Raw genomic sequence first — 20,172 nt, 5'->3', positions numbered from 1 at the left:
GCTCGTGGCAGTAGGGGCGGCGCGGCGTGAAATGATCCACACATGCTGACCCGCCGCGACCTCAACCGTGCCCTGCTCGCGCGGCAGCTGCTGCTGGAGCGCTCGCCGCTCACCGCGCTGGAGGCGGTCGAGCACCTCGTCGGCCTGCCCGCCCAGTCGCCGAACCCGCCTTACCTCGGGCTGTGGACGCGGCTGCGGGAGTTCCGCGTCGACGACCTGTCCGACCTGCTGACCTCCCGGACAGCCGTGCGGCTGGGCTTGATGCAGGCCACGCCGCACCTGGTCAGCGCCCGTGACGCCCGTGCCTTCCGGCCGCTGCTGCAGGGCGTGCAGGAGCGGCAGCTGAGCGCCGCGACCCGGGAGCGCCTGCGCGGCGCGGACCTCGCCGAGATCGCCGCCGAGGCGCGAGGGCTGGTGGAGCAGCGGCCGTACACCGTCAAGGAGCTGGGCGCGGCGCTCGCCGAGCGCCGGCCCGAGGCCGATCCGGCCGCGCTCGGGGCGGCGGCGCGGGCCGGGCTGCCCCTGGTGCCGGTGCCGCCGCACGGGCTGTGGGGCGCGGTCGGGCAGCCCGCGTACACGACCGCCGAGCACTGGCTCGGCGCGGGCGACGGGCCGCCGGCCACCGTGGACGACCTGGTGCTGCGGTATCTGGCCGCGTTCGGCCCGGCGACGGTGCGTGACATCCAGGCCTGGTCGGGGCTCGGCGGGCTCCGGGAGGTCGCCGACCGGCTCGGCGAGCGGCTGGTGGCGTACCGGGACGAGGAGGGCGCCGAGCTGCTCGACCTGCCCGACGCGCCGCTGCCGCACCCGGACACCCCCGCGCCTGCCCGCTATCTCGCGGACTTCGACGCGATGCTGCACGCCTTCGACGACACCTTCCGGATCATGGACGACCGGGATCGGCGTGACGTGTTCGCGGTGCCCGGGGTCGTGCCCGGCACGGTGCTGGTCGACGGGTTCGTCCAGGCGATCTGGACGATCACCCGGAAGAAGGGCGCGGCCACGCTGGTCGTGCGGCCCCTGTTCCAGATCCCGACGAAGGACGTGCAGGAGCTGACCGAGGAAGGTGAGCGCCTGCTCGCCTTCGCCGCTGCCGACGCCACCCGCCGCGACGTGCGGTTCAACTCGCGCTGGTGATTGGCCGCCGCGCGGCGACCCGGACCGGGACCCGCCCGCGTTTGCCGGTGTCGCGCTGTCCGGTTCCCGGCAGTGGTCCGCCGTCCGCATGCCGGAGCTGGGATTCATTGCGGGCCAGGCAGGACGGCATACCGACCGGATCGCCCGTGTGGTAGGAACGTGCTCATGGATCTCAATGCACTGCTCTCCGAAGAGGGACGTGTGGATCCGCCGGCCCTCTACGCGCGCCTGCACCGCGAAGGCGTCGCCGTGCCCGTGGACGGCGGCGCGCAGGGCTTCGCCGTGGCGGTGCACGGCTTCGACGCGGTCGCCCAGGTGCTCAAGGACCCGCGGTTCCGCCAGCTCGACGCGGCCTACCTGGACCTGCACACCCCGCAGTGGCGGCGGCATCCGGCGCTGCGGGTGCTGCGCGACTCGATGTTCTTCACCGACGGCCCCGCCCACGACGGCGTACGGCAGATCATCGGCCGGGCGTTCACCGCGCGCCGGGTCGCCGCGCTGGAGCACGCGGTCACGGACCTGACCGAGCGCCTGCTCGACCGGCTGGCGCAGCTGGCCGCGGACGGCCCGGTCGAGTTCATGGGCGAGTTCGCCTACCTGCTGCCGAGCAGCGTGATGGCCGAGCTGCTGGGTGTGCCGCAGGAGGACCTGGCCTGGTTCCGGCCGCGGGTGCTGGCGATCGGGGCGATCCTCGAACTCGACGGCGCGAACTGGCGCAACATGGTCCGCGCCGACACGGCGGCCAGGGAGCTGTCGGCGTACTTCACGGACCTGGTCGGCAAGCGCCGCAGCGAACCCCGCGACGACCTGGTCAGCCTGCTCGCCGCCACGGACCTCGGCGACGACGCGCTCGTCGCGAACCTGATCACGACGTTCAACGCCGGGTTCGTGACGACGACCCACCTGCTCGGCAACGGCCTGACCATGCTGCTGGAGCGCCCGCACCTGCGCGCGGAGCTGAACCCGCACAACGTCGGCTCCTACGTCGACGAGATGCTGCGTTTCGAGCCGCCGGTGCAGATCCTGGTGCGGTACGCGCCGGAGGACGCCGAGATCGAGGGTGTGCCCTGCCCAGCGGGTCAGGCGGTGCTCGTCATGGTCGGGGCGGCGAACCGGGACCCGGCGCGGTTCACCGACCCTGACGCGTTCGACCCGGCCCGGCCCGATTCCGGGTCGCTGAGCTTCGGCTTCGGCCCGCACTACTGCCTCGGCGCGGCGCTGAGCCGCCTGGAAGGCCAGGTCGCGTTCCCGGCGCTGTTCGACCGGTTCCCGAAGCTCGCCCTGGCGCAGCAGCCGGGCACCGTGGCCAAACCGCTGATCCTGCGCGGGCACGACACGCTCACCGTCGCGTGCCATGGCGGCTGAGGACAATTACGTCCGCGGCGGGCTGGCGCTGTTCGCCGGGCACGGCGACGCCGAGGCGATCGTGCACGGCGACCGGCGGATCACGTACGCGCAGCTGCGTGCCGCCGTGCTCGGCATGGCGGCGGCGTTGCGCGGGCACGGCGTGCGGCCGGGTTCGGCGATCGCGGTGCTCGCGGGCAACCAGCCCGAGGCCGTGTACGCGCAACTGGCGCTGCACCTGCTCGGCTGCCGCTCGGTCTGGATCGCGCCGAACGCCCCGCCCTCGCTCAGCGCCCAGTACCTGGCGCTGGCCGAGGTGGACGGGTTCGTGTACGACGCCCGCACCCACGCCGAGCCCGGCGCGGCCCTGGCCGTCCAGGCCCCGCACCTGCCGGTGCTGTGTTTCGGTGCGGGCGGGGTCGGCCCCGACGTGACCGGCCCGGACCCGGCCGGTTCCGATCCGGCCGTGTCCGGCGAGGCCGGCGCCGACCCCGCCGATTCGGACATGGCTGGCCCTGGTCCTGCGGGACCCGACGTGGCGCAGTTGCCTTCGGCCCTGCTGCGGACGTCGGGCGATGCCGAGCCGCAGTCGCTGTTTCAGACCGGCGGCACGACCGGCCTGCCTAAGCTGGTGCACCACCGGCACGACTTTTTCGCCAATGTGCTCGCCGCGGCGCGGCGGCAGCTCGACGCGGGCGGGCCGCGGCTGCGGCAGCTCGCGGTGGCCGGGTTCTGGCACTCCAGCCAGCAGGCCGCGGGGCTGATCACGCTGTTCAGCGGCGGGCTGCTGGTGCAGCACGACGGCTTCGACGCCGGGCGCTTCCTCGCCACCGTGCAGCGGGAGCGGATCACCGTGGCGACGCTGCCGCCGCCGATGCTCTACCAGGTGCTCGACCACCCGGACCTGGCCGCGACCGACACGAGCAGCCTGACCATGCTGTCGTGCGCGGGCAGCGCGATCGCCCCGTCCCGGCTGGCCCAGGCGATGGACCGGTTCGGCCCGGTCGTGCTCGTCGCGTACGGGATGAGCGAGGCGACGCTGCTCGCCGCGTACCCGGCGGCGCAACACGATCCGGCGTTTCCCGAGCGGCTGGCCTCCTGCGGCAGGCCGCTTCCGCCGTCCCGGGTGGAGATCCGCGACGACGCGGGCCGGCCCGCCGCCGCGGGCGAGGTGGGGCAGGTGTGGGCGTCGGCGCGGCTGATGACCTCCGGCTACTGGGGGCAGCCCGAGCTGACCGCGCAGACGCTGGTCGGCGGCTGGTTGTGCACCGGCGACGTCGGCTACCTGGACGCGCACGGGTACCTGTACCTCGTCGACCGGGCCAAGGACATGATCGTCACCGGGCTGACGTCGTCCAACGTGTACTCCCGAACGGTCGAGGACGTGCTCAACGCCCACCCGGCGGTGGGCGCGGCCGCGGTGATCGGGGTCCCGGACGAGCGGCTCGGCGAGGCGGTGCACGCGGTGGTCCAACTCCATCCGGACGTCTCGGTCGACATCGACGAATTGCGGCAATGGTGTGTGGAGCGCCTCAATTCACTGTGGGCGCCGCAGACGATGGACGTCGTGGATCGCCTTCCACTGACCGCACTCGGCAAGATCGACAAGCGGTTGCTGCGCGAGAAATACCTGGCAGGGGCAGGTATCGCGGCGCGATAGAGCAGGCTGTGGCATATCTGTGACAGCAACTATCTGTTCGAGTATTTCCATGTGAGAATGGCTTCCGCGAAGGCCCCGCCCTCGCCGTCGAACACCCACTCGGACATGTCCTGTCATCGGAGGCTGCGCGGAATATGTACCGCACCATGCTCAAGTCCAAAGTCCACCGGGCCACGGTCACCCAGGCGGAGCTGCACTACGTCGGCTCGCTGACCCTCGACCCCGACCTGATGGACGCCGCCGACCTGCTGCCCGGTGAACTGATCCACGTCCTGGACGTCACCAACGGGGCCAGGCTCGAGACCTACGTCATCGAGGGCGAGCGGGGCAGCGGCGTGGTCTGCGTCAACGGCGCGGCCGCGCACCTGATCCACCCCGGCGACCTGGTCATCATCGCGGCGTACGCGATGATGAGCGACGACGAGGCCCGCGACAGCAAACCGAAGGTCGTCTTCGTCGACGAGGCCAACCGCATCGCCGCCGTGCACAGCGATCCCGCCGTCTGAGCCATGACGAACCGGCACCACATCGCCATCGTCGGCAGCGGCTCGCTGGCGACCTCGATCTGCGAGTCGCTGGCCGTGCTCGCACCGCCGCACGGCGCGCTGAACGCGGCCCCGATCGAGGTCACCGTGCTCGCCCGCAACCCCGACGCGGTGTCGGCCCTCGCCCGCCACTGCCGGGCCCGGGCCGCGGTGGCGGGCACGGCGATCAGCTTCACCGGGGAGCGGCTCGGCGACGAGGCCGCCACCCTGGCCCGGCTCCAGCCGACGTACCTGGTGTGCTGCGCGTCCGCGCAGTCGCCGTACGAGAAGGTCGAGCGGCCCTCGTCGTGGACGCGGCTGGTCGGGCAGGCCGGGTTCGGGGTGACGCTGCCACTGCAGGCGACCGTCGTGGTGCGGCTGGCCCGTGCGATCACCACGGCCAGCCCGCACACCGCGCTGATCAACGCCTGCTTCCCCGACGCGGTCAACCCGCTGCTGGCCGCGATGGGGCTGCCGGTGCTCTGCGGCGTTGGCAACGTCGCCACCCTGGCCGCCTGCCTGCAGGCCGCGCTGGGGCTGCCCGACCAGCGCCGGCTGGCCGTGCTCGGCCACCACGCGCACCTCGACGCCCCCGACGACCCGGGCGACGACGTGCTCGCCTGGCGCGACGGCCGGCCGGTGCCCGGGGTGACGGCGCTGCTCGCGCCCGACCGGGCGCTGCCCCGGACGCAGCTCAACGCGATCGCCGGGCACGCGGGCGCGCGCCTGCTCACCGACCTGCTGTCCGGCGCGGAGGTGCACACCAGCCTGCCCGGGCCGCTCGGCCTGCCCGGCGGCTACCCGGTGCGGCTGACCGGCGGCGGGCTCGCGCTCAATCTGCCGGGGCTGAGCCCGGCGGAGGCGATCGAGTGGAACGTGCGCGCCGGCCGCCGCGACGGCATCGAACTCGGCGGCGGCCGGGTCCGGCACCTGCCCGCCGCGGTGGCCGCGCTGGAGCCCCACCTGCCCGAACTGGCGCACGGCTGGGACGCCACCGACTACGACGCGGTGCAGGACCTGTTCCGCGTGCTGCGCCGACGGCTGCGGGCCACGAGCCCCAGCCCGGCCCTCATCTGAACCGAACCCCACGCCGACCCAAAAGGAGCAAGGGTGCTCACGACAGCGACCGCCCCGGTGACCCGCAACCTCATCGTCGACTACTACCAGGTCATCGCGGCCGCCGTGGCCCGGCTGGCCGCCGGCCCCGGTGGCCCGGCGGGCACGGCGGGCTTCGCGCCCGGGTTCGACCTGCCGGACCTGTCCGACGACGTGCGGCAGTTCTTCGCCGCCGCCAACGCCACGTGGCGCGAGCTGGGCGCGCACGGCGGCCACGGCGTGCAGTTCATGGACCTGACCGGCAACCCCGGCACGCACACCACCAAGACGTTCCCGTCCATGCTCATCGTCGCCCGCGCCGTGGAGCACATCCGGCGCACCGGCGAGTCGATCTGCGTCTTCACCCCGACCTCCGCGAACAAGGGCATCGCGCTGCGCGACGCGGTCAGCCGCGCCATCGCCGCGAAGCTGGTCACCCCCGAGCAGCTACGCGTCGTCGTGCTGGCACCGGCCTCGACCCGGCACAAGTTCCGCCGCGACGCGCTGTCGGCCGACCCCGCGCTGCGGGCCGCGAACCCGCTGCTGCGCTTCGGTGGCGCGGAGCCCGAGGGGGTCAAGGCGCTCGGCCGGGCCTTCGTCGACGCGTACGCGCAGGAGGCGTACGACAAGCACGGCACCACGCTGTGGTTCTCCCTGGCCCTGCCGAACTACCTCGTCGCCGACGCGGCCCGCGCCGCCTTCGAGCTGGACGCGGCCCCGGCGATCGCCGCCGCCCCGCGCTGGCACGCGCACGCCGTGTCCAGCGCGTTCGGCCTGCTCGGCTACAACCTGGGCCGGGACGTGCTGGAGGAGTCCGGCCGCGCCGACGGCTCGCCGCGGCCCGGCTTCCTGCTGGTGCAGCACCTGGGCACGCCGGACATGGTGCTCAACCTGCGCACCGGCTCGTTCTCCCGGGACGGGCTGCCCGCATACCGGACGGACGCCGCGACCGGCCTCTGGTCGCAGGACGCGGACCCGCACTTCCCGGCCGTGGCCGACGACCTCGACGAGGTGCTCGACCCGACGTTCTACACGCACCAGCCGGTCACCTCGCCCGCCATGAACGACCTCATCAAGCGGTACGGCGGCGACGGCATCACGGTGTCGCGGCACGAGTGCGTCGCCCGCTACCCGCAGCTGCGCGAATGGCTGCGCAACACCCCCTGCGAGCTGCCCGCCGACCCGGCCGACCTGCGCGAGTGGTCGATCGTCATGGCGCTGACCGGCGTGCTCAACGCGATCGACCGGGGGCTCGTGCCCGCCGGCCGGGAGATCGTCGTGCACGGCTCGGGCAGCTACCGCGACGACGACTACGCGGTGTGCGAGCCGGACGCCGAGGTGTCCACGGTGGAGGAGATCGCGGCGGCGGTCCTGGGCGGCCGCTGATGACCATCGCCCTGCCCCCGGCGGCGGTGGACGAGCTGGCGAGCGCCTGCGGTGTCACCGCCGACCGGGCCGCCCGCGCTGCCGTCGCACTGCTGGCCCGCCGCTACACCGGCCGCGCCATGCAGTCGGTGCGGTGTCCCGACGGCGTAGCCCACTTCGACCTGGCCGCCGACGGCTCGGTCCATGACCTGGTCAGCCGGCGCGGGGAGCTACCGCCAGGCCGGGGGATCGACGTGACCGGCGTCGGGACGTCCGCCGGTTTGCCGGCAATCCGGCTTCGGGTCGCCGATCAGCCGGCGGCGGTGGAGGACCGTGTTCCGGTGGTTCCGCCGCCATCGTCCGACCCGGGCGAGCTGGTCCGTGACCAGTCGCCGTCAGTCGGGGCGGGCGAGCAGCTCGGTGATCTGGCCGTGCTCCCCGGTGTGGACGGCACGCTGCTCGTGCTCGGCTGTCCGGACGAGCTGGCCGCACCCTTCGCCGCCGACCTGGCGACGCTGCTGTCGGTCATGGCCGCCGATCCCGGCCGGTCCACTGCGGACCTGCTGCCGGACTCGGCGTACGAGCGCGGCCGTCCCGGGGACCGGGCGGCGCTGCACGGTGGGCCGCGCCGGGAGCCGACCGGGTGGGAGCCCGGCTCGGACACGATCAGCACCGCGTTCGCGGCGCAGGTGGCGAGGCATCCCGACCGGTTCGCGGTGCTCGCCGACGACGGGGAGCTGACCTACCGGCAGCTCGGGTCGGCAGTGGCGGCCACCGCGGCGGCGGTGCGAGCCGCGACCGGTGACACCGGTGGTGGCCGGGCGGCGCTGCTGTGCCGGCACGGCGCGACCACCGTGGTGGGGCTGCTCGCCGCGCTGGCAGGCGGCCGGGCGTACGTGCCGCTGGAGCCGAGCTTCCCCGCCGGGCGGCTGGTCCACATCCTCGCCGACAGTGACGCCGACGTGCTGCTGGTCGACGACGCGTACGCCGACCTGGCCCGGCGCATCGCCGCCGAGGCGGGCCGACCGGACCTCACGATGGTCCACATCGGCGTGCACGCGCCGCCCGTGGACCTCGACGAGCTGGTGGCGGCCCTCGCCGGGCTGGCCGCGCCGGACGATCCGGCCTACCTGCTCTACACGTCCGGCTCGACCGGCGCGCCCAAAGCCGTGGTGCAGAGCCACCGCAACGTGCTGGCCGGGGTGGCCAACCACATCCGCAATTTCGCGATCACCCCGGCGGACCGGACCAGCGTGCTGACCTCGTTCGGGTACGACATGGCGGTCACCGACCTGTTCGGCGCGATCCTGTCCGGGGCCGCCGCGGTGCCGTCCGACATCCGCGCGCACGGCCTCGGCCACCTCGCGCGGACCATCGACCGGCACGGCGTGACCGTCTACCACTCCACCCCGACCGTCTACCGCTACCTGCTGGCGGGCCTCGGCGAGGGCGGGCGGCTGCCGAGTGTGCGCGCGGTGCTGCTCGGCGGCGAGGAGGTCACCCGGCACGACGTGGAGCTGTGCCGCCGCCACTTCGCCCCCGGGGCGGTGTTCGTCAACGGGTACGGCACCACGGAGATCAGCTTCGCGGCGCAGCACCACCTCGGCCCGGACGCCGTGCTCGACCACGCGGTGGTGCCGATCGGGCACCCGCTCGACGGCATCGACGTGGTGCTCGTGGACGCCGCCGGGCGGCCGGCCTGCCTGACCGGCGAGGTCGTCGTGCGCTGCGCGCACGTGGCGCTCGGCTACCACGGGCAGCCGGAGCTGACCGCGAGCCGGTTCAGGGACTACCGCGGCACTCGCGCGTACTGGACCGGCGACGTCGCACGGCGGCTGCCGGACGGACGGCTGGTCTTCCTGGGCCGCGCCGACCGCCTCGTCAAGATCCGCGGCTACCGGGTCGAGCTGGGTGAGGTCGAGTCCCGGCTCGCGGCACTGCCCGGCGTCGGCCACGCCGCCGTCGTGGCCCGCACCACCACGCACGGCACCGGACCCGAAGCCAAGGAGCTCATCGCGTACGCCGTTCCCGCCGCCGGCGCGTCCGTGGATCCGACCGGGTTGCGGGCGGCGCTGTCCGACCTGCTGCCGGACTACATGGTGCCGCGTGTCGTGGTCCTGCTGGACGCGCTGCCGATGGGCGACACCGGAAAGCTCGACCTCCGGGCGCTGCCCGACCCGTCCCCGGTGATCCCGGCACAGCGCAGCGGAGGCACGGCGGCCGGTCAGCCCGACCTGCTGGAACAGGTGATCGCGGCGGCGTGGTGCGACGCCCTCGGCGTGGCCGAGGTGGACCGGCACACGGCGTTCTTCGACCTGGGCGGGCACTCGCTGCTGCTGGCACTGGTCCAGGAGCGGCTGCAGCACGCGCTCGGCGAGCGCATCTCGATGCTTCGGCTCCTGGAGTTCCCGACCGTCGCAGGGCTCGCCACCCACCTGCGCGCCGCACGCCCCGAGGCCCGGCCGTCGGCGGCTCCGGCCGCACGCGGCGGCCACCAGGCGGCGGACCAGGCCACGATAGCCGAGTCCGTGGACGCCCCGAACGCCGCGGCGGCCGGGAGCGCCTGGTCCGAACTCGATGTACAGCCGGTGACCGACCCCGGCCACATCGCCGAGCGCATGCGCCGCCGCCGCGCCGCCAGGCAGGGCTCCGCCGAGCGGGTGGAGACGCCGTCATGAGCGACGACGACCTGATCGCCGTCGTGGGCATGGCCTGCCGGGTGCCCGGCGCGCCGGACGTGGCTGCCCTGTGGCGCAACCTGCTCGACGGGGTGGACGCGGTCCGCCGGTCGACCCCGGCCGAACTCGCCGCCGCGGGCCTGCCCGCCGACGGGACGTACGTGCCCGCGTTCGGTTGGCTGGATGCGCTGGAGGACTTCGACGCGGGGCGGTTCGGCTACTCCGACACGGAGGCGGCGCTGCTGGACCCGCAGCACCGGATCTTCCTGGAGACGGCCTGGCACGCGCTGGAGGACGCCGGGCTCGACCCCGCGCGCGGGCAGGCGCAGATCGGCGTGTTCGCGGGCTGTGGCGTGAACCGCTACCTGCGTCACCACCTGCTCGGCAACCCGGCCGTGAAGCCGGCCGGGCCGCTGCCCGACGACTGGGACGACGCGCTGGCCGGCGGCACGAGCGACTACCTGCCGACCCGGGTCGCGTACGCGCTGGGCCTGACCGGGCCGGCAGTGGCCGTGCAGACGGCCTGCTCGTCGTCGCTGGTCGCGGTGTGCCAGGCGGCGCAGAGCCTGCTGGACTTCCGGTGCGACGTCGCGATCGCGGGCGGGGCGGCGGTCGTGTCGACCGGGCAGCTCGGCTACCGCCACCGGCCCGGCGGCACGTGGGCCGCCGACGGGGTGTGCCGCCCGTACGACGCGGACGCCACCGGCCAGGTCTTCGGCAACGGCGGCGGCGCCGTGGTGCTCAAACGCCTCGCCGACGCGCTCGCCGACGGCGACCACGTGCACGGGGTGCTGGCCGGCTGGGCGGTCAACAACGACGGCGCGGCCCGCGCCGGCTTCAGCGTGCCGGGGCTGGCCGGCCAGGCGGCCGTGGTCGCCGAGGCGCTGGCCGCCGCCGACTGGGACGCGGACGGCGTCGGCTTCGTGGAGGGCCACGGCAGTGGCACCCCGGTCGGCGACGCGATCGAGATCGAGGCGCTGACCCGCGCGTTCCGGGCGTCGGGCGCGCGGCCGGGGCAGTGCGTGCTCGGCTCGATGAAACCCAACACCGGCAACCTCGACGCCGCCGCCGGAGTGCTCGGCCTGATCAAGACGGTGCTCGCCGTACGCGACGGGCGAATCCCGCCGACCCTGCACTTCCGCCGCCCGCACCCCGATGTGGACCTGGCGGCCACGCCGTTCACCGTCAGCGCCGAAGCGCGCGACTGGCCGGGCCCGCGCCGCGCCGGGGTCAGCTCGTTCGGGCTGGGCGGCACCAACGCCCACGTGCTCGTCGGCCAGGCACCGGGGAGCTCCGGCCCGCCGCGGCCCTGGCAGCCGGGCTACGCGTTCCAGCGGCGGCGGCACTGGATCGAGCCCGTGGCGGCCGGGCATGCGTGAGACCGACAAGCTCGAATGGCGGAACACCGGCACCACCGAGCCCGAAGGGCTCGTGCCGCTCGGTGACACCGGATGGCAGGCGTGGCGCTCGGCCGTGCTGCGCGCGCCCGGGTTCCCCGCGACCGGCCTCGACCTGCTCGCCGCGCCCGAGTGCGCGAAGGAAGCCGACGCCTTCCTCGCCGCCGGAGCCGACCGCGCCGCGTTCGACGAGGCCTTCTCGGCCGCGACTCGGCGGATGACCGCCCGCCTGCACGGCATCGCCGCCGATCCGCTGTTCCGCGAGGCGGTGACCTGGCAGAGCCTGAACGCCGTCGAAGCCCTCGACGGGCTGCTGCGCGCGGGTCCGGACGCGAACCGCAACTCCCGCCACCGCCCGCGCGAGATCCTGGTGACCCGCTACTGGCAGCGCTACTGCGCCAAGAACGACACCATCGGCTTCTTCGGCCCGGTCTGCTGGGCGTCGCTGACCGCCGACGACGTCACCGCCCGTGTCGAGGCCGGTCCCGATCTCGTCCGGGCCCGCGTCGTGGACCTGGAACGCCGGGTCCTGTCCGCGTACGCCGACCGGCTCGCCGCCGACCCGAGGTTCCGGCCCTGGCTGCCCGTCACCCGGCAGCCTCAGCTCGCGCTGCGCGGCGACGACCTGCTGCAGCCGGGCCTGCCCGCGCGGCGGCTGTCCCCGGCGCACGCCGTCCTGCTGGGCGCGTGCGACGGCGTGCGCAGCGCCCACGAGGTGGCCGCGCTCGCGGTGGCCGATCCGCGTACCGGCCTGCGCGGCACGTCGGACGCGCTCCTCGCGCTGACCCAGCTCGCCGAGCAGGACCTGCTGCGCTGGGGCATCGAACTGCCGCTGACCGTGCTCGCCGAGTCCGCACTGGAGCACCGCCTGGCCGCCCTGGCCGAACCGGCGCTGCGGGAGGAGGCGCTCGCCGGGCTGGCCCGGCTGCTCGCCGCCCGCGACGGGCTGGGCGCGGCGGCCGGCGACGCCGACGCGGTCCGGGCCGCCCTGCTGCGGCTGCAGGACGAGTTCGTCGCGGTGACCGGGGGAGACGTGCTCCACCGCCCCGGCGCCACCTACGCCGGGCGTGGCCTGGCCTACGAGGAGACCCTGCGCGACCTGGACGTCGCCTTCGGCGAGCCGCTGCTGACCGTGCTCGCCGACACTCTCGTGCCGCTGCTGGAGGCCGCCCGCTGGCTGACCGCCGCGATGGCCGGCGCGTTCACCGGAGCCCTGCGCGAGCTGTACGACGACGCCGCCGCCGACGGACCCGTCGTGCTGGGCGACCTGTTCGACGCCGCCCTCGGGGTCCTGTTCGGGCAGGGGCCGGTCGCCGACGTGCTCGCCGACTTCACCACCCGCTGGTCGAGGCTGCTCGGGCTGGGCGACCCGGCCGACGGCCCGATCACCCTCGACCCGGGCGAGGCCCGCGCCGGGGTCGCCCGGCTGTTCGGCGCGGCCGGGCCCGGCTGGACCGCGGCTCGCCTGCACAGCCCCGACCTGCACCTGTGCGCGCCGAACGCGCAGGCCCTGGCCGACGGCGAGTTCACCGCGGTGCTCGGCGAGCTGCACGTCTCCTGGCTCACCTGCGACAGCGGCACCCTCACCCGCTTCCACCCCGACCCCGGCGCGCTGCGCGCGGCGCTGCACCGCGACCTGGGCGACCGGAACCTGCTGCTCTACCCGGTGGACTTCCCCGAGTTCACGGCGCGGATCGCGTTCACCCTCGACGGGCCGGGCGACGTGCGGCTCGCGTACACCGCCGCACCCGTGCCCGACCCGGCGCAGGTGCTGCCGCTGGCGGCGGTGACGGTGTCGCTCGTGGACGGTGAGCTGGCCGGGCGCGCCCCGGACGGCCGGTCCTGGCCGCTGCTGGAGCTGTTCGGCCCGTTCCTGTCGTCGCGGGCGGTCAACGCGTTCAAGGTGGCCGCCGACGGGGCGCACACCCCGCGGGTGAGCATCGGCCGCCTGGTCGTGCACCGGCAGACCTGGCGCACCACCGTCGCCGACTGCGCCCACGCCGCCGACCTGCCCGACGAGGCCGCCCGCTACCTCGCCGTACGCCGCTGGCGGGACCGGCTCGGGCTGCCCGAGCAGGTGTTCGTCCGGGTCGGCACCGAGGTCAAACCGGTCTACGTCGACTTCACCAGCCCGGCGTACGTCGCCGCGTTCGTGGCGATGGTCCGGGCCGCGGCACGCACCGGCGGTTCCGAGGTGCCGCTGACGGTGTCCGAGATGCTGCCGGGGCCCGAGCAGGCGTGGGTGCCGGACGGGGCCGGCCGGCGGTACTTCAGCGAGCTGCGGATGGCGATCCGCGACCCCGCGACCGCACCGACGAGGAGCTGACCATGTCGATGGCATCGGGCGAGACCCTGCCGTTCCCCGACCGCAGGTATGCCGACCTCGTCGCCGACCACGCCGCGTCGGCTCCCGACGCGATCGCGGTCCGGCAGTGGGACACCGAGCTCACCTACCGGCAGCTCTGCGCGGCCGCCGACGACCTCGCCGCCACCCTGCGCGCGAACGGCCCGCAGCCGCTGGTCGGTGTCTGCGCCGACCGGCAGCCGATGCTGGTCGCCGGGCTGCTCGGGGTGCTGGCCTCGGGCGCGGCCTACGTGCCGCTGGACCCGGCCCTGCCACCCGCACGACTGCGCGACATCGCCCGCGAGGCGGGCCTGCGCACCGTCGTCTGCGATGCGGTTGGCGCGCGGTTGCTCGACGGCGCAGACCTGGAACTGCTGCCGCTCCCATCGCTGCCTGCTCCAGGTGCCCCGACCGGCCATGCCCCGACCGGCCATGCCTTGGCTGGTCGCGGTGCGGCAGGCCGCGTCAGGTCCGGCGATCCGGCCGCCGACGCCGCACCTGCCGCCGAAACACCCCAGACAGCTCCGGCAGGCGGGGAGACCCTGGGCGGCGACGAGCTCGCCTACGTGATGTTCACGTCGGGGTCGACGGGTCGGCCGAAGGGAGTGATGATCCCGCACGGGGCGTTGACCGAGTTCGTGACCAGCCTCGCCGTGATCGCCGGGCTCGCCCGCGACAGCGTTTCGCTCGGGTTCGCGTCGATCGGGTTCGACGCTTCCGTGATCGACATTCTGGCCCCGCTCGCGGCTGGTGGCACGGTCGCGCTCGTCGGGACCGCCGACCGGGCCGACCCGACCCGCCTACAGCGGTTCTGTGCCGAGCACCGGGTCACGGTCGCCTTCGTGCCCCCGGCGCTGCTGCCCGTGCTGGACCCGGCCGGCCTGCCCGAGCTGCGGGTGGTGCTGACCGGCAGCGAGGCGCCGGGGCCGGAGCAGGTGGCGCGCTGGACGGCGGGTGGCCGCCGGTTCCTCAACCTGTTCGGCCCCACCGAGACGACGGTGCTGGTCACCTGGTTCGAGGCGACCGGCGACTGGGACCGGCCGCTGCCGATCGGCCGCCCGGCCGCCAACCACCGGGTGCACGTCGTCGACGAGCACCTGCGCCCGGTCGCCGACGGCGTACCCGGCGAACTGCTGGCCGGGGGAGCCGGGCTGGCCCTGGGCTACCTGGGCGCGCCGGAGCTGACCGAGGAGCGGTTCGTGCCCGACCCGTTCTCCGGGGCGCCGGGCGCGCGGCTGTACCGCACCGGTGACCTGGTGGTCCGCCAACCGGACGGGCTGCTGCACTTCCTCGGGCGCGTCGACCGGCAGGTGAAGATCCGGGGTCAGCGCGTCGAGATCGGCGAGGTCGAGGCGGTGCTGCGCAGCCACCCCGAGGTCGGGCACGCCGCGGTCGCGGCGGTCGACGGTCCCGGCGGCAAGCAGCTGGTCGCGTTCACGACCGGTGCCGCGGCCCCGCAGGCGCTGCACGAACACGTCACGGCCCGGCTCGGGCCCGCGCTGGTCCCCGCCCGGATCAGCGTGGTGCCGCACCTGCCGCTGCTGTCCAGCGGCAAGGTCGACCTCGACCGGCTCGTCGCGCAGACCGGCTCCGTGGACGGAACGCCGTTCGCCGCGCCGGCCACACCTGCCGAGGCCGAGGTCGCCGCCGTCTGGGCCGAGCTGCTGGGGCTGGCCCGGGTCGGCCGCGACGACGACTTCTTCGACACCGGCGGGCACTCGATCACCGCGATGCGGCTGGTCGCCGCGCTGCGCCCGCGCCTGCGCCGCGACGTGGCGATCGAGGACGTGCTGCAGGGCCGCACCTTGCAGGCGATCGCGGCCCGCGTGTCGGCCGCCGCCGCGCTCGGCGACGAGCCGCCGGTACGCGGCCGCCCGCCCGCGCTGTCGCCCGCGCAGCAGCGCCTGTGGTTCCTGGAGCGCTACTCGCCCGAAGCCGCCGCCGCCTACAACATCGTGCTCGCCGAACGGCTGCGCGGACCCCTCGACGAGCAGGCGCTGCGCGCCGCGCTGACCGCCGTCGCCGAGCGCCACGAGGTGCTGCGCTGGCGCATCCCGGACGCGGACGGAGTGCCGTACGCGGTGGCCGATCCGGTGGGCCCGGTGCCGCTGCCGGTCACCGACCTGAGCGCGCTGCTCCCGGCCGAACGGGAAGGCGAACTCGCCGCACAGCTGGCCGCCGAGGCGGGCGGCCGGTTCCGGCTGGCCACCGACGCGCTGTGGCGGCACCGGCTGTTCCGGCTCGGCGAGGACGAGCACGTGTGGGCGGTCACCGCGCACCACGCCGTGTTCGACGGCTGGTCACAGGCCATGCTCTACGACGACCTCGCCGCCGCGTACGCCGGTGCGGCCCTGCCGCCGCTGCCCGCCACCTACGGCGACTACGTGGCCTGGCGGGCCGAGCGGCGCGAGCAGCGCGCCGACACCGACCTCGGCTGGTGGACGTCCCACCTGGACGGTGCGCCGACCGTGCTCGAGGTCCCCGGCGACCGGCCCCGGCCCGCCGAGCAGACCTACCCCGCCGGCTACTGCGGCACCTGGCTCGACGCCGACACCACCGCCGAGCTGCACCGCTTTGCCCGCGAGCACGGCGCGACCCCGTCGGCGGTGCTGCTGGCCGCGTTCGGGCTGGTCCTGGCGAGCTGGGCAGGGCAGGACGAACTCGTGATCGGCACCCCGGCGGTGGACCGCCGCCACCCCGACTTCGAACCGATGGTCGGCTTCTTCGTCGACATCACCCCGCTGCGGCTGCGTACCGACGCCACGGTCGGTTTCGCCGACCACGTGCGCGCGGCCCGCGACGAGCTGATCGCCGCGCTGGCACATCCCGAAGCGCCCCTGGAACGCCTGGTGCAGGCGTTCGGGCTGGGCGGTCAGACGGTCCGCAGCCCGCTGGTCCAGGTGCTGTTCAACGTGTTCAACTTCGCCGCGCCCCGGTTGGACCTCAAGGGCCTGGTCAGCGAGCCGGTGCCGGTGCCCGCGCCGGGCTCGGCGTTCGACCTGACGCTGTACGGCGTGGAACGCGACGGCCGGATGCGGCTGGAGATCGTCCACAACAGCGACCTCTACGACGTGTCCCGGATGGACCTGCTGCTGGACTCGCTCCGGCAGGTGATCACCCGTGGTGTCGCGGCGGGCGACCTGACCGGCGGCGAGCTGGCCCCGTCGCGCGGCGTCACCGCCGTCGCCTCCCCTCGGGCCACGGCACGACCGCAGCGATCGGAGAACACCGCGGGCGCAGCACCGGTGACGCCGACCGAGCACGCCGTCGCCGCCGTGTGGTGCGAGGTCCTGGGCCGCGCGGCCGTCGGGGTGACCGACAACTTCTTCGACTCCGGCGGCGGCTCGCTGGCCGCGGTCACCGTGCAGCAGCGGCTCAACCGGATGCTCGGCCGGGACCTGCGCGTCGTCGACCTGTTCCGCTACCCGACCGTACGGGCGCTGGCGTCCTTCCTCGACGGTGTCGCGACCGCGGGCGACCCGGACGACGCGGTGGAACTGGCGTTGCGCCGGGGCGCGGCCCGGCGTGCGCGGACCCGGCACCGCGCCGCGACAGAAGGAGATCACCGGTGAGCGACGACCTGACCGACGACCAGACCGACGGAGCTGAGCCGATCGCGGTGATCGGCATGGCCTGCCGGGTGCCGGGCGCGCCCGACCTGGCCCGCTTCTGGGACAACCTGGTCGCCGGGCGGTCCGCGCGCACCGAGCTGAGCCGCGAGCGCCTGCTGCGCGCCGGGGTCCCGGCCGAGCAGCTCGACGACCCCGACTTCGTGCCGGTCGGCTACCTGCTCGACGACGTCGAGGACTTCGACGCGGGCCTGTTCGGCCTGACCCCGCGCGAGGCGGCGCTGGCAGACCCGCAGCACCGGCTGTTCCTGGAGCTGTGCCACAGCGCCCTGGAACACGCGGGCTGGGACCCGGCCCGCTTCCCCGGCGACATCGGCGTCTACGGCGGACGGGGCATGGAGACCTACCGCTGGCAGCACATCCACGCCAACCGGGCGATCATGGCGGTCACCGACCACACCACGATCGGCAACGGCAACCACGCCGACACGTTCACCACCCTCGCGTCGTACCACCTGAACCTGCGGGGCCCCAGCGTCGGTGTCTACACGGCCTGCTCCACGTCGCTGGTCGCCGTGCACACGGCCGCCGAGGCGCTCCGCGCGGGCGAGTGCGACATGGCATTGGCGGGCGGCGTCAGCATCGAGCTGCCCGGCGACCGGGGCTACCTGCACCGCGAGGGCGCGGCCGACTCCGCCGACGGGCACTGCCGCCCGTTCGACGCGGCCGCCTCCGGTGTCGTGGCGGGCAGCGGCGGGGGAGTCGTGCTGCTCAAACGGCTCGCCGACGCGGTCGACGACGGCGACCAGGTGTACGCCGTGGTGCTCGGCAACGCCGTCAACAACGACGGCGCGGCCAAGGTCGGCTTCACCGCGTCCGGCGTCGCCGGGCAGGCCGCCGCCGTCGCCAACGCCCTGGCCACCGCGGGCGTCGACCCGCGCACCGTCACCTACGTCGAGGCGTCGGCGACCGGCAGCGCCCTCGGCGACGCCATCGAGGTCGAGGCACTGACCTCGGTGTACGGCCGTGGCCGCGCCGACCGGCAGTGGTGCGCCCTGGGCTCGGTGAAGTCGAACATCGGCCACCTCAGCCAGGGCGCGGGCGTCGTCGGTCTCATCAAGACCGCGCTCGCCCTCCACCACGGGCGGATCCCGGCCAGCCTCGGCTACACCGCCGCCAACCCGGCCCTGAACCTGCACGAGAGTCCGTTCTACGTCAACGCGGCCCTGGCCACATGGGATACCGGGACCGCCCCGCGCCGCGCCGCGGTCAGCTCCTTCGGCATCGGCGGCACCAACGCCCACGTCGTGCTACAGCAGGGCCCTATCCGCGCACCGCGGCCCGCCGCAACCGGGCAGGCCGCGTCCGCGCCGTCCGGAGCGCCACCGGCCCCGGAGCAGCCGTCACCGCACGCGGCGGCCGGCAGCAGCGCCGCCCCTGCTACTCCGGCCGTCCTTGAACCGGGCATGCCGCAGGCGCTCATTGTCTCGGCGCGGTCGGCGGCGGCCCGTGACGCCGCCGTGGCGCGGCTTGCCGACCACCTGGCCGCAGCCGGTGACCCGGACCTGTCCGACGTCGCGTTCACCCTCCGGGCGGGCCGGGCCGAGCATCCCTACCGCGCCGCCGTCGTCGCCACTGGCGGCCCCGACGCGGTAGTCGCGCTCCGCGACCCGCAGCGCCGCCAGTCCGGCATCGCCGTGGCCAACCCGCGTGTGGTCCTGCTGTTCGGTGACCAGGCACCCGGACCGGTCGGCCTCGGCCTGTACGACGCCGAACCGAAGTTCGCCGCCGCCGTCGACGGGTGCGCCACGGCGGCCGGGCGCGACGCCCGTGAGCTGCTGGCCGACCCGCTGCTCGCCGCGTTCACCGCCGGTTACGCCACCGCGCGGCTGTGCCAGTCGTGGGGTGTGCGACCGGCCACGATGCTCGGCCACGGCGTCGGCGAGTACGTCGCCGCGACGCTGGCCGGGGTGTTCGACCTGGCCGACGCGCTGCGCCTGGTCGCCCTGCACGGGCGGCTCGCACGCGAAGCCGCCGGGACCGCGTTCACGGTGTCGGCCGCCCCGGACAGGCTCGCGGCGCTGCTGCCGCCGCAGGCGTCGATCGTGGCCGTCGACGGCCCCGCCACCTGTGTCGTCACCGGCCCGGCCGAACTGCTGGAGCGGCTCACCGAACCCTCCGGCCGAAAGATCGCCACCCGGCGGCTGCGCACCGTGCACGCGTCCCCGTCAGCCGTCACCGAAGCGATGCTCGCCGAGCTGACCACCGCGGTGGCGGCCGCCCGCCCGGCCGCCCCGAGCAGCCCCTACCTGTCCTGCCGCACCGGGCTACCGGTCACCGCCGACCAGACCCGCGACCCGGCGTACTGGGCCGGCCTGCTGCGCGAACCCGTCCAGTTCGGACCCGGTGTCGCCACGGCGCTGACCGGCGGCGCGACCGTGTTCCTGGAGTGCGGGCCGGGCCGCCGCCTCGCCGGGCTCGCACAGATGCAGGCGCCCAAGGACGGTCCCGCCCCGCTGCACAGCCTGCCCGCCGACCCCGCCGACGACCTGCCCACCTGCTACGCCGCGGCGGCCGCGCTGTGGGTGCACGGGGTGCCGCTGACCTTCGACGGCACCGGCCGGCGGGTGCCGCTGCCCGGCTACCCCTACGAGCGGACCCGCCACTGGATCGATCCCGATCCGCCGGCGGCGGTTCCAATCCCCCCGGCGGCGACGGCGCCGTCCACGGCCGGGGACGGCGCGGCCACGAGCGGCACGGCCCTAAACGGAACACCGCCGACCGGCAGCGCCACGGGCGCACCAGGCGCGACGGAGCCGGAGGTGGCGGCCGTGCTCGCGCCGATCTGGACGTCGCTGCTCGGCATCGAGCGGATCAGGCCCGACGACGACTTCTTCGCCATCGGCGGCACGTCGCTGACGGCGGTGCAGCTCGTCGCCCAGGTCCGGGCGTCGTTCGGGGTGCGGCTGTCGATGCGGCTGATCTTCGACGCGCCGACGCTGGACGCCATGGCCCGGACCATCGAGCAGCGCCGGGCCGCCGCCAAGGCCAAGGCGTGA

General features: G+C 75.0%; 11 protein-coding genes. All 11 read left to right on the top strand.

All coding sequences use genetic code 11. From position 1 onward, the window contains the following. Positions 1-42: 42 nt before the first annotated feature. Positions 43-1,137 (top strand): winged helix DNA-binding domain-containing protein, encoded by a 1,095-nt coding sequence (locus AB0B35_RS05565; RefSeq protein WP_361041045.1) that lies wholly within the window; start codon positions 43-45, stop codon positions 1,135-1,137. Positions 1,138-1,302: 165 nt separating this feature from the next. Then, positions 1,303-2,502: a cytochrome P450 gene (locus tag AB0B35_RS05560; RefSeq protein ID WP_361041042.1), complete on the top strand. Its 1,200-nt coding sequence runs from the start codon at positions 1,303-1,305 to the stop codon at positions 2,500-2,502. Next, on the top strand, positions 2,492-4,141 hold the full coding sequence (locus tag AB0B35_RS05555; protein WP_361041039.1) for an AMP-binding protein: 1,650 nt from the start codon (positions 2,492-2,494) through the stop codon (positions 4,139-4,141). The genes AB0B35_RS05560 and AB0B35_RS05555 overlap by 11 nt, the downstream gene beginning before the upstream one ends. 134 nt (positions 4,142-4,275) lie before the next feature. Continuing rightward, positions 4,276-4,647 (top strand): aspartate 1-decarboxylase, encoded by a 372-nt coding sequence (gene panD, locus AB0B35_RS05550; protein ID WP_360537153.1) that lies wholly within the window; start codon positions 4,276-4,278, stop codon positions 4,645-4,647. Between the two features lie 3 nt (positions 4,648-4,650). Further along, positions 4,651-5,742, top strand: a complete 1,092-nt coding sequence (locus tag AB0B35_RS05545; protein WP_361041037.1) for a potassium transporter TrkA — start codon at positions 4,651-4,653, stop codon at positions 5,740-5,742. Positions 5,743-5,775: 33 nt separating this feature from the next. After that, entirely contained in the window at positions 5,776-7,146 is a 1,371-nt protein-coding gene (locus AB0B35_RS05540; RefSeq protein ID WP_361041035.1) for a DUF6002 family protein, read from the top strand. Then, entirely contained in the window at positions 7,146-9,803 is a 2,658-nt protein-coding gene (locus tag AB0B35_RS05535) for a non-ribosomal peptide synthetase (protein WP_361041032.1), read from the top strand. The genes AB0B35_RS05540 and AB0B35_RS05535 overlap by 1 nt, the downstream gene beginning before the upstream one ends. Next, complete coding sequence (locus AB0B35_RS05530; protein ID WP_361041030.1) at positions 9,800-11,182, top strand: polyketide synthase; 1,383 nt, start codon at positions 9,800-9,802, stop codon at positions 11,180-11,182. Before AB0B35_RS05535 ends, AB0B35_RS05530 begins: the two co-directional genes overlap by 4 nt. Further along, the gene (locus AB0B35_RS05525) at positions 11,175-13,526 is read left to right on the top strand and encodes a lantibiotic dehydratase (RefSeq protein WP_361041028.1); all 2,352 of its coding nucleotides are present in this window, start codon (positions 11,175-11,177) and stop codon (positions 13,524-13,526) included. Before AB0B35_RS05530 ends, AB0B35_RS05525 begins: the two co-directional genes overlap by 8 nt. A 2-nt stretch (positions 13,527-13,528) precedes the next feature. Further along, positions 13,529-17,116, top strand: a complete 3,588-nt coding sequence (locus tag AB0B35_RS05520; protein ID WP_361041026.1) for an amino acid adenylation domain-containing protein — start codon at positions 13,529-13,531, stop codon at positions 17,114-17,116. After that, a complete protein-coding gene (locus AB0B35_RS05515; RefSeq protein ID WP_361041024.1) occupies positions 17,113-20,172 on the top strand; it encodes a beta-ketoacyl synthase N-terminal-like domain-containing protein in 3,060 nt (1,019 codons plus the stop codon). The genes AB0B35_RS05520 and AB0B35_RS05515 overlap by 4 nt, the downstream gene beginning before the upstream one ends.

It is taken from the genome of Catellatospora sp. NPDC049133, assembly GCF_040648455.1.
Taxonomy (GTDB): domain Bacteria; phylum Actinomycetota; class Actinomycetes; order Mycobacteriales; family Micromonosporaceae; genus Catellatospora; species Catellatospora aurea.
The sequence above is the reverse complement of the archived record's forward strand: the minus strand, read 5'-3'. Positions and strand labels throughout refer to the sequence as shown.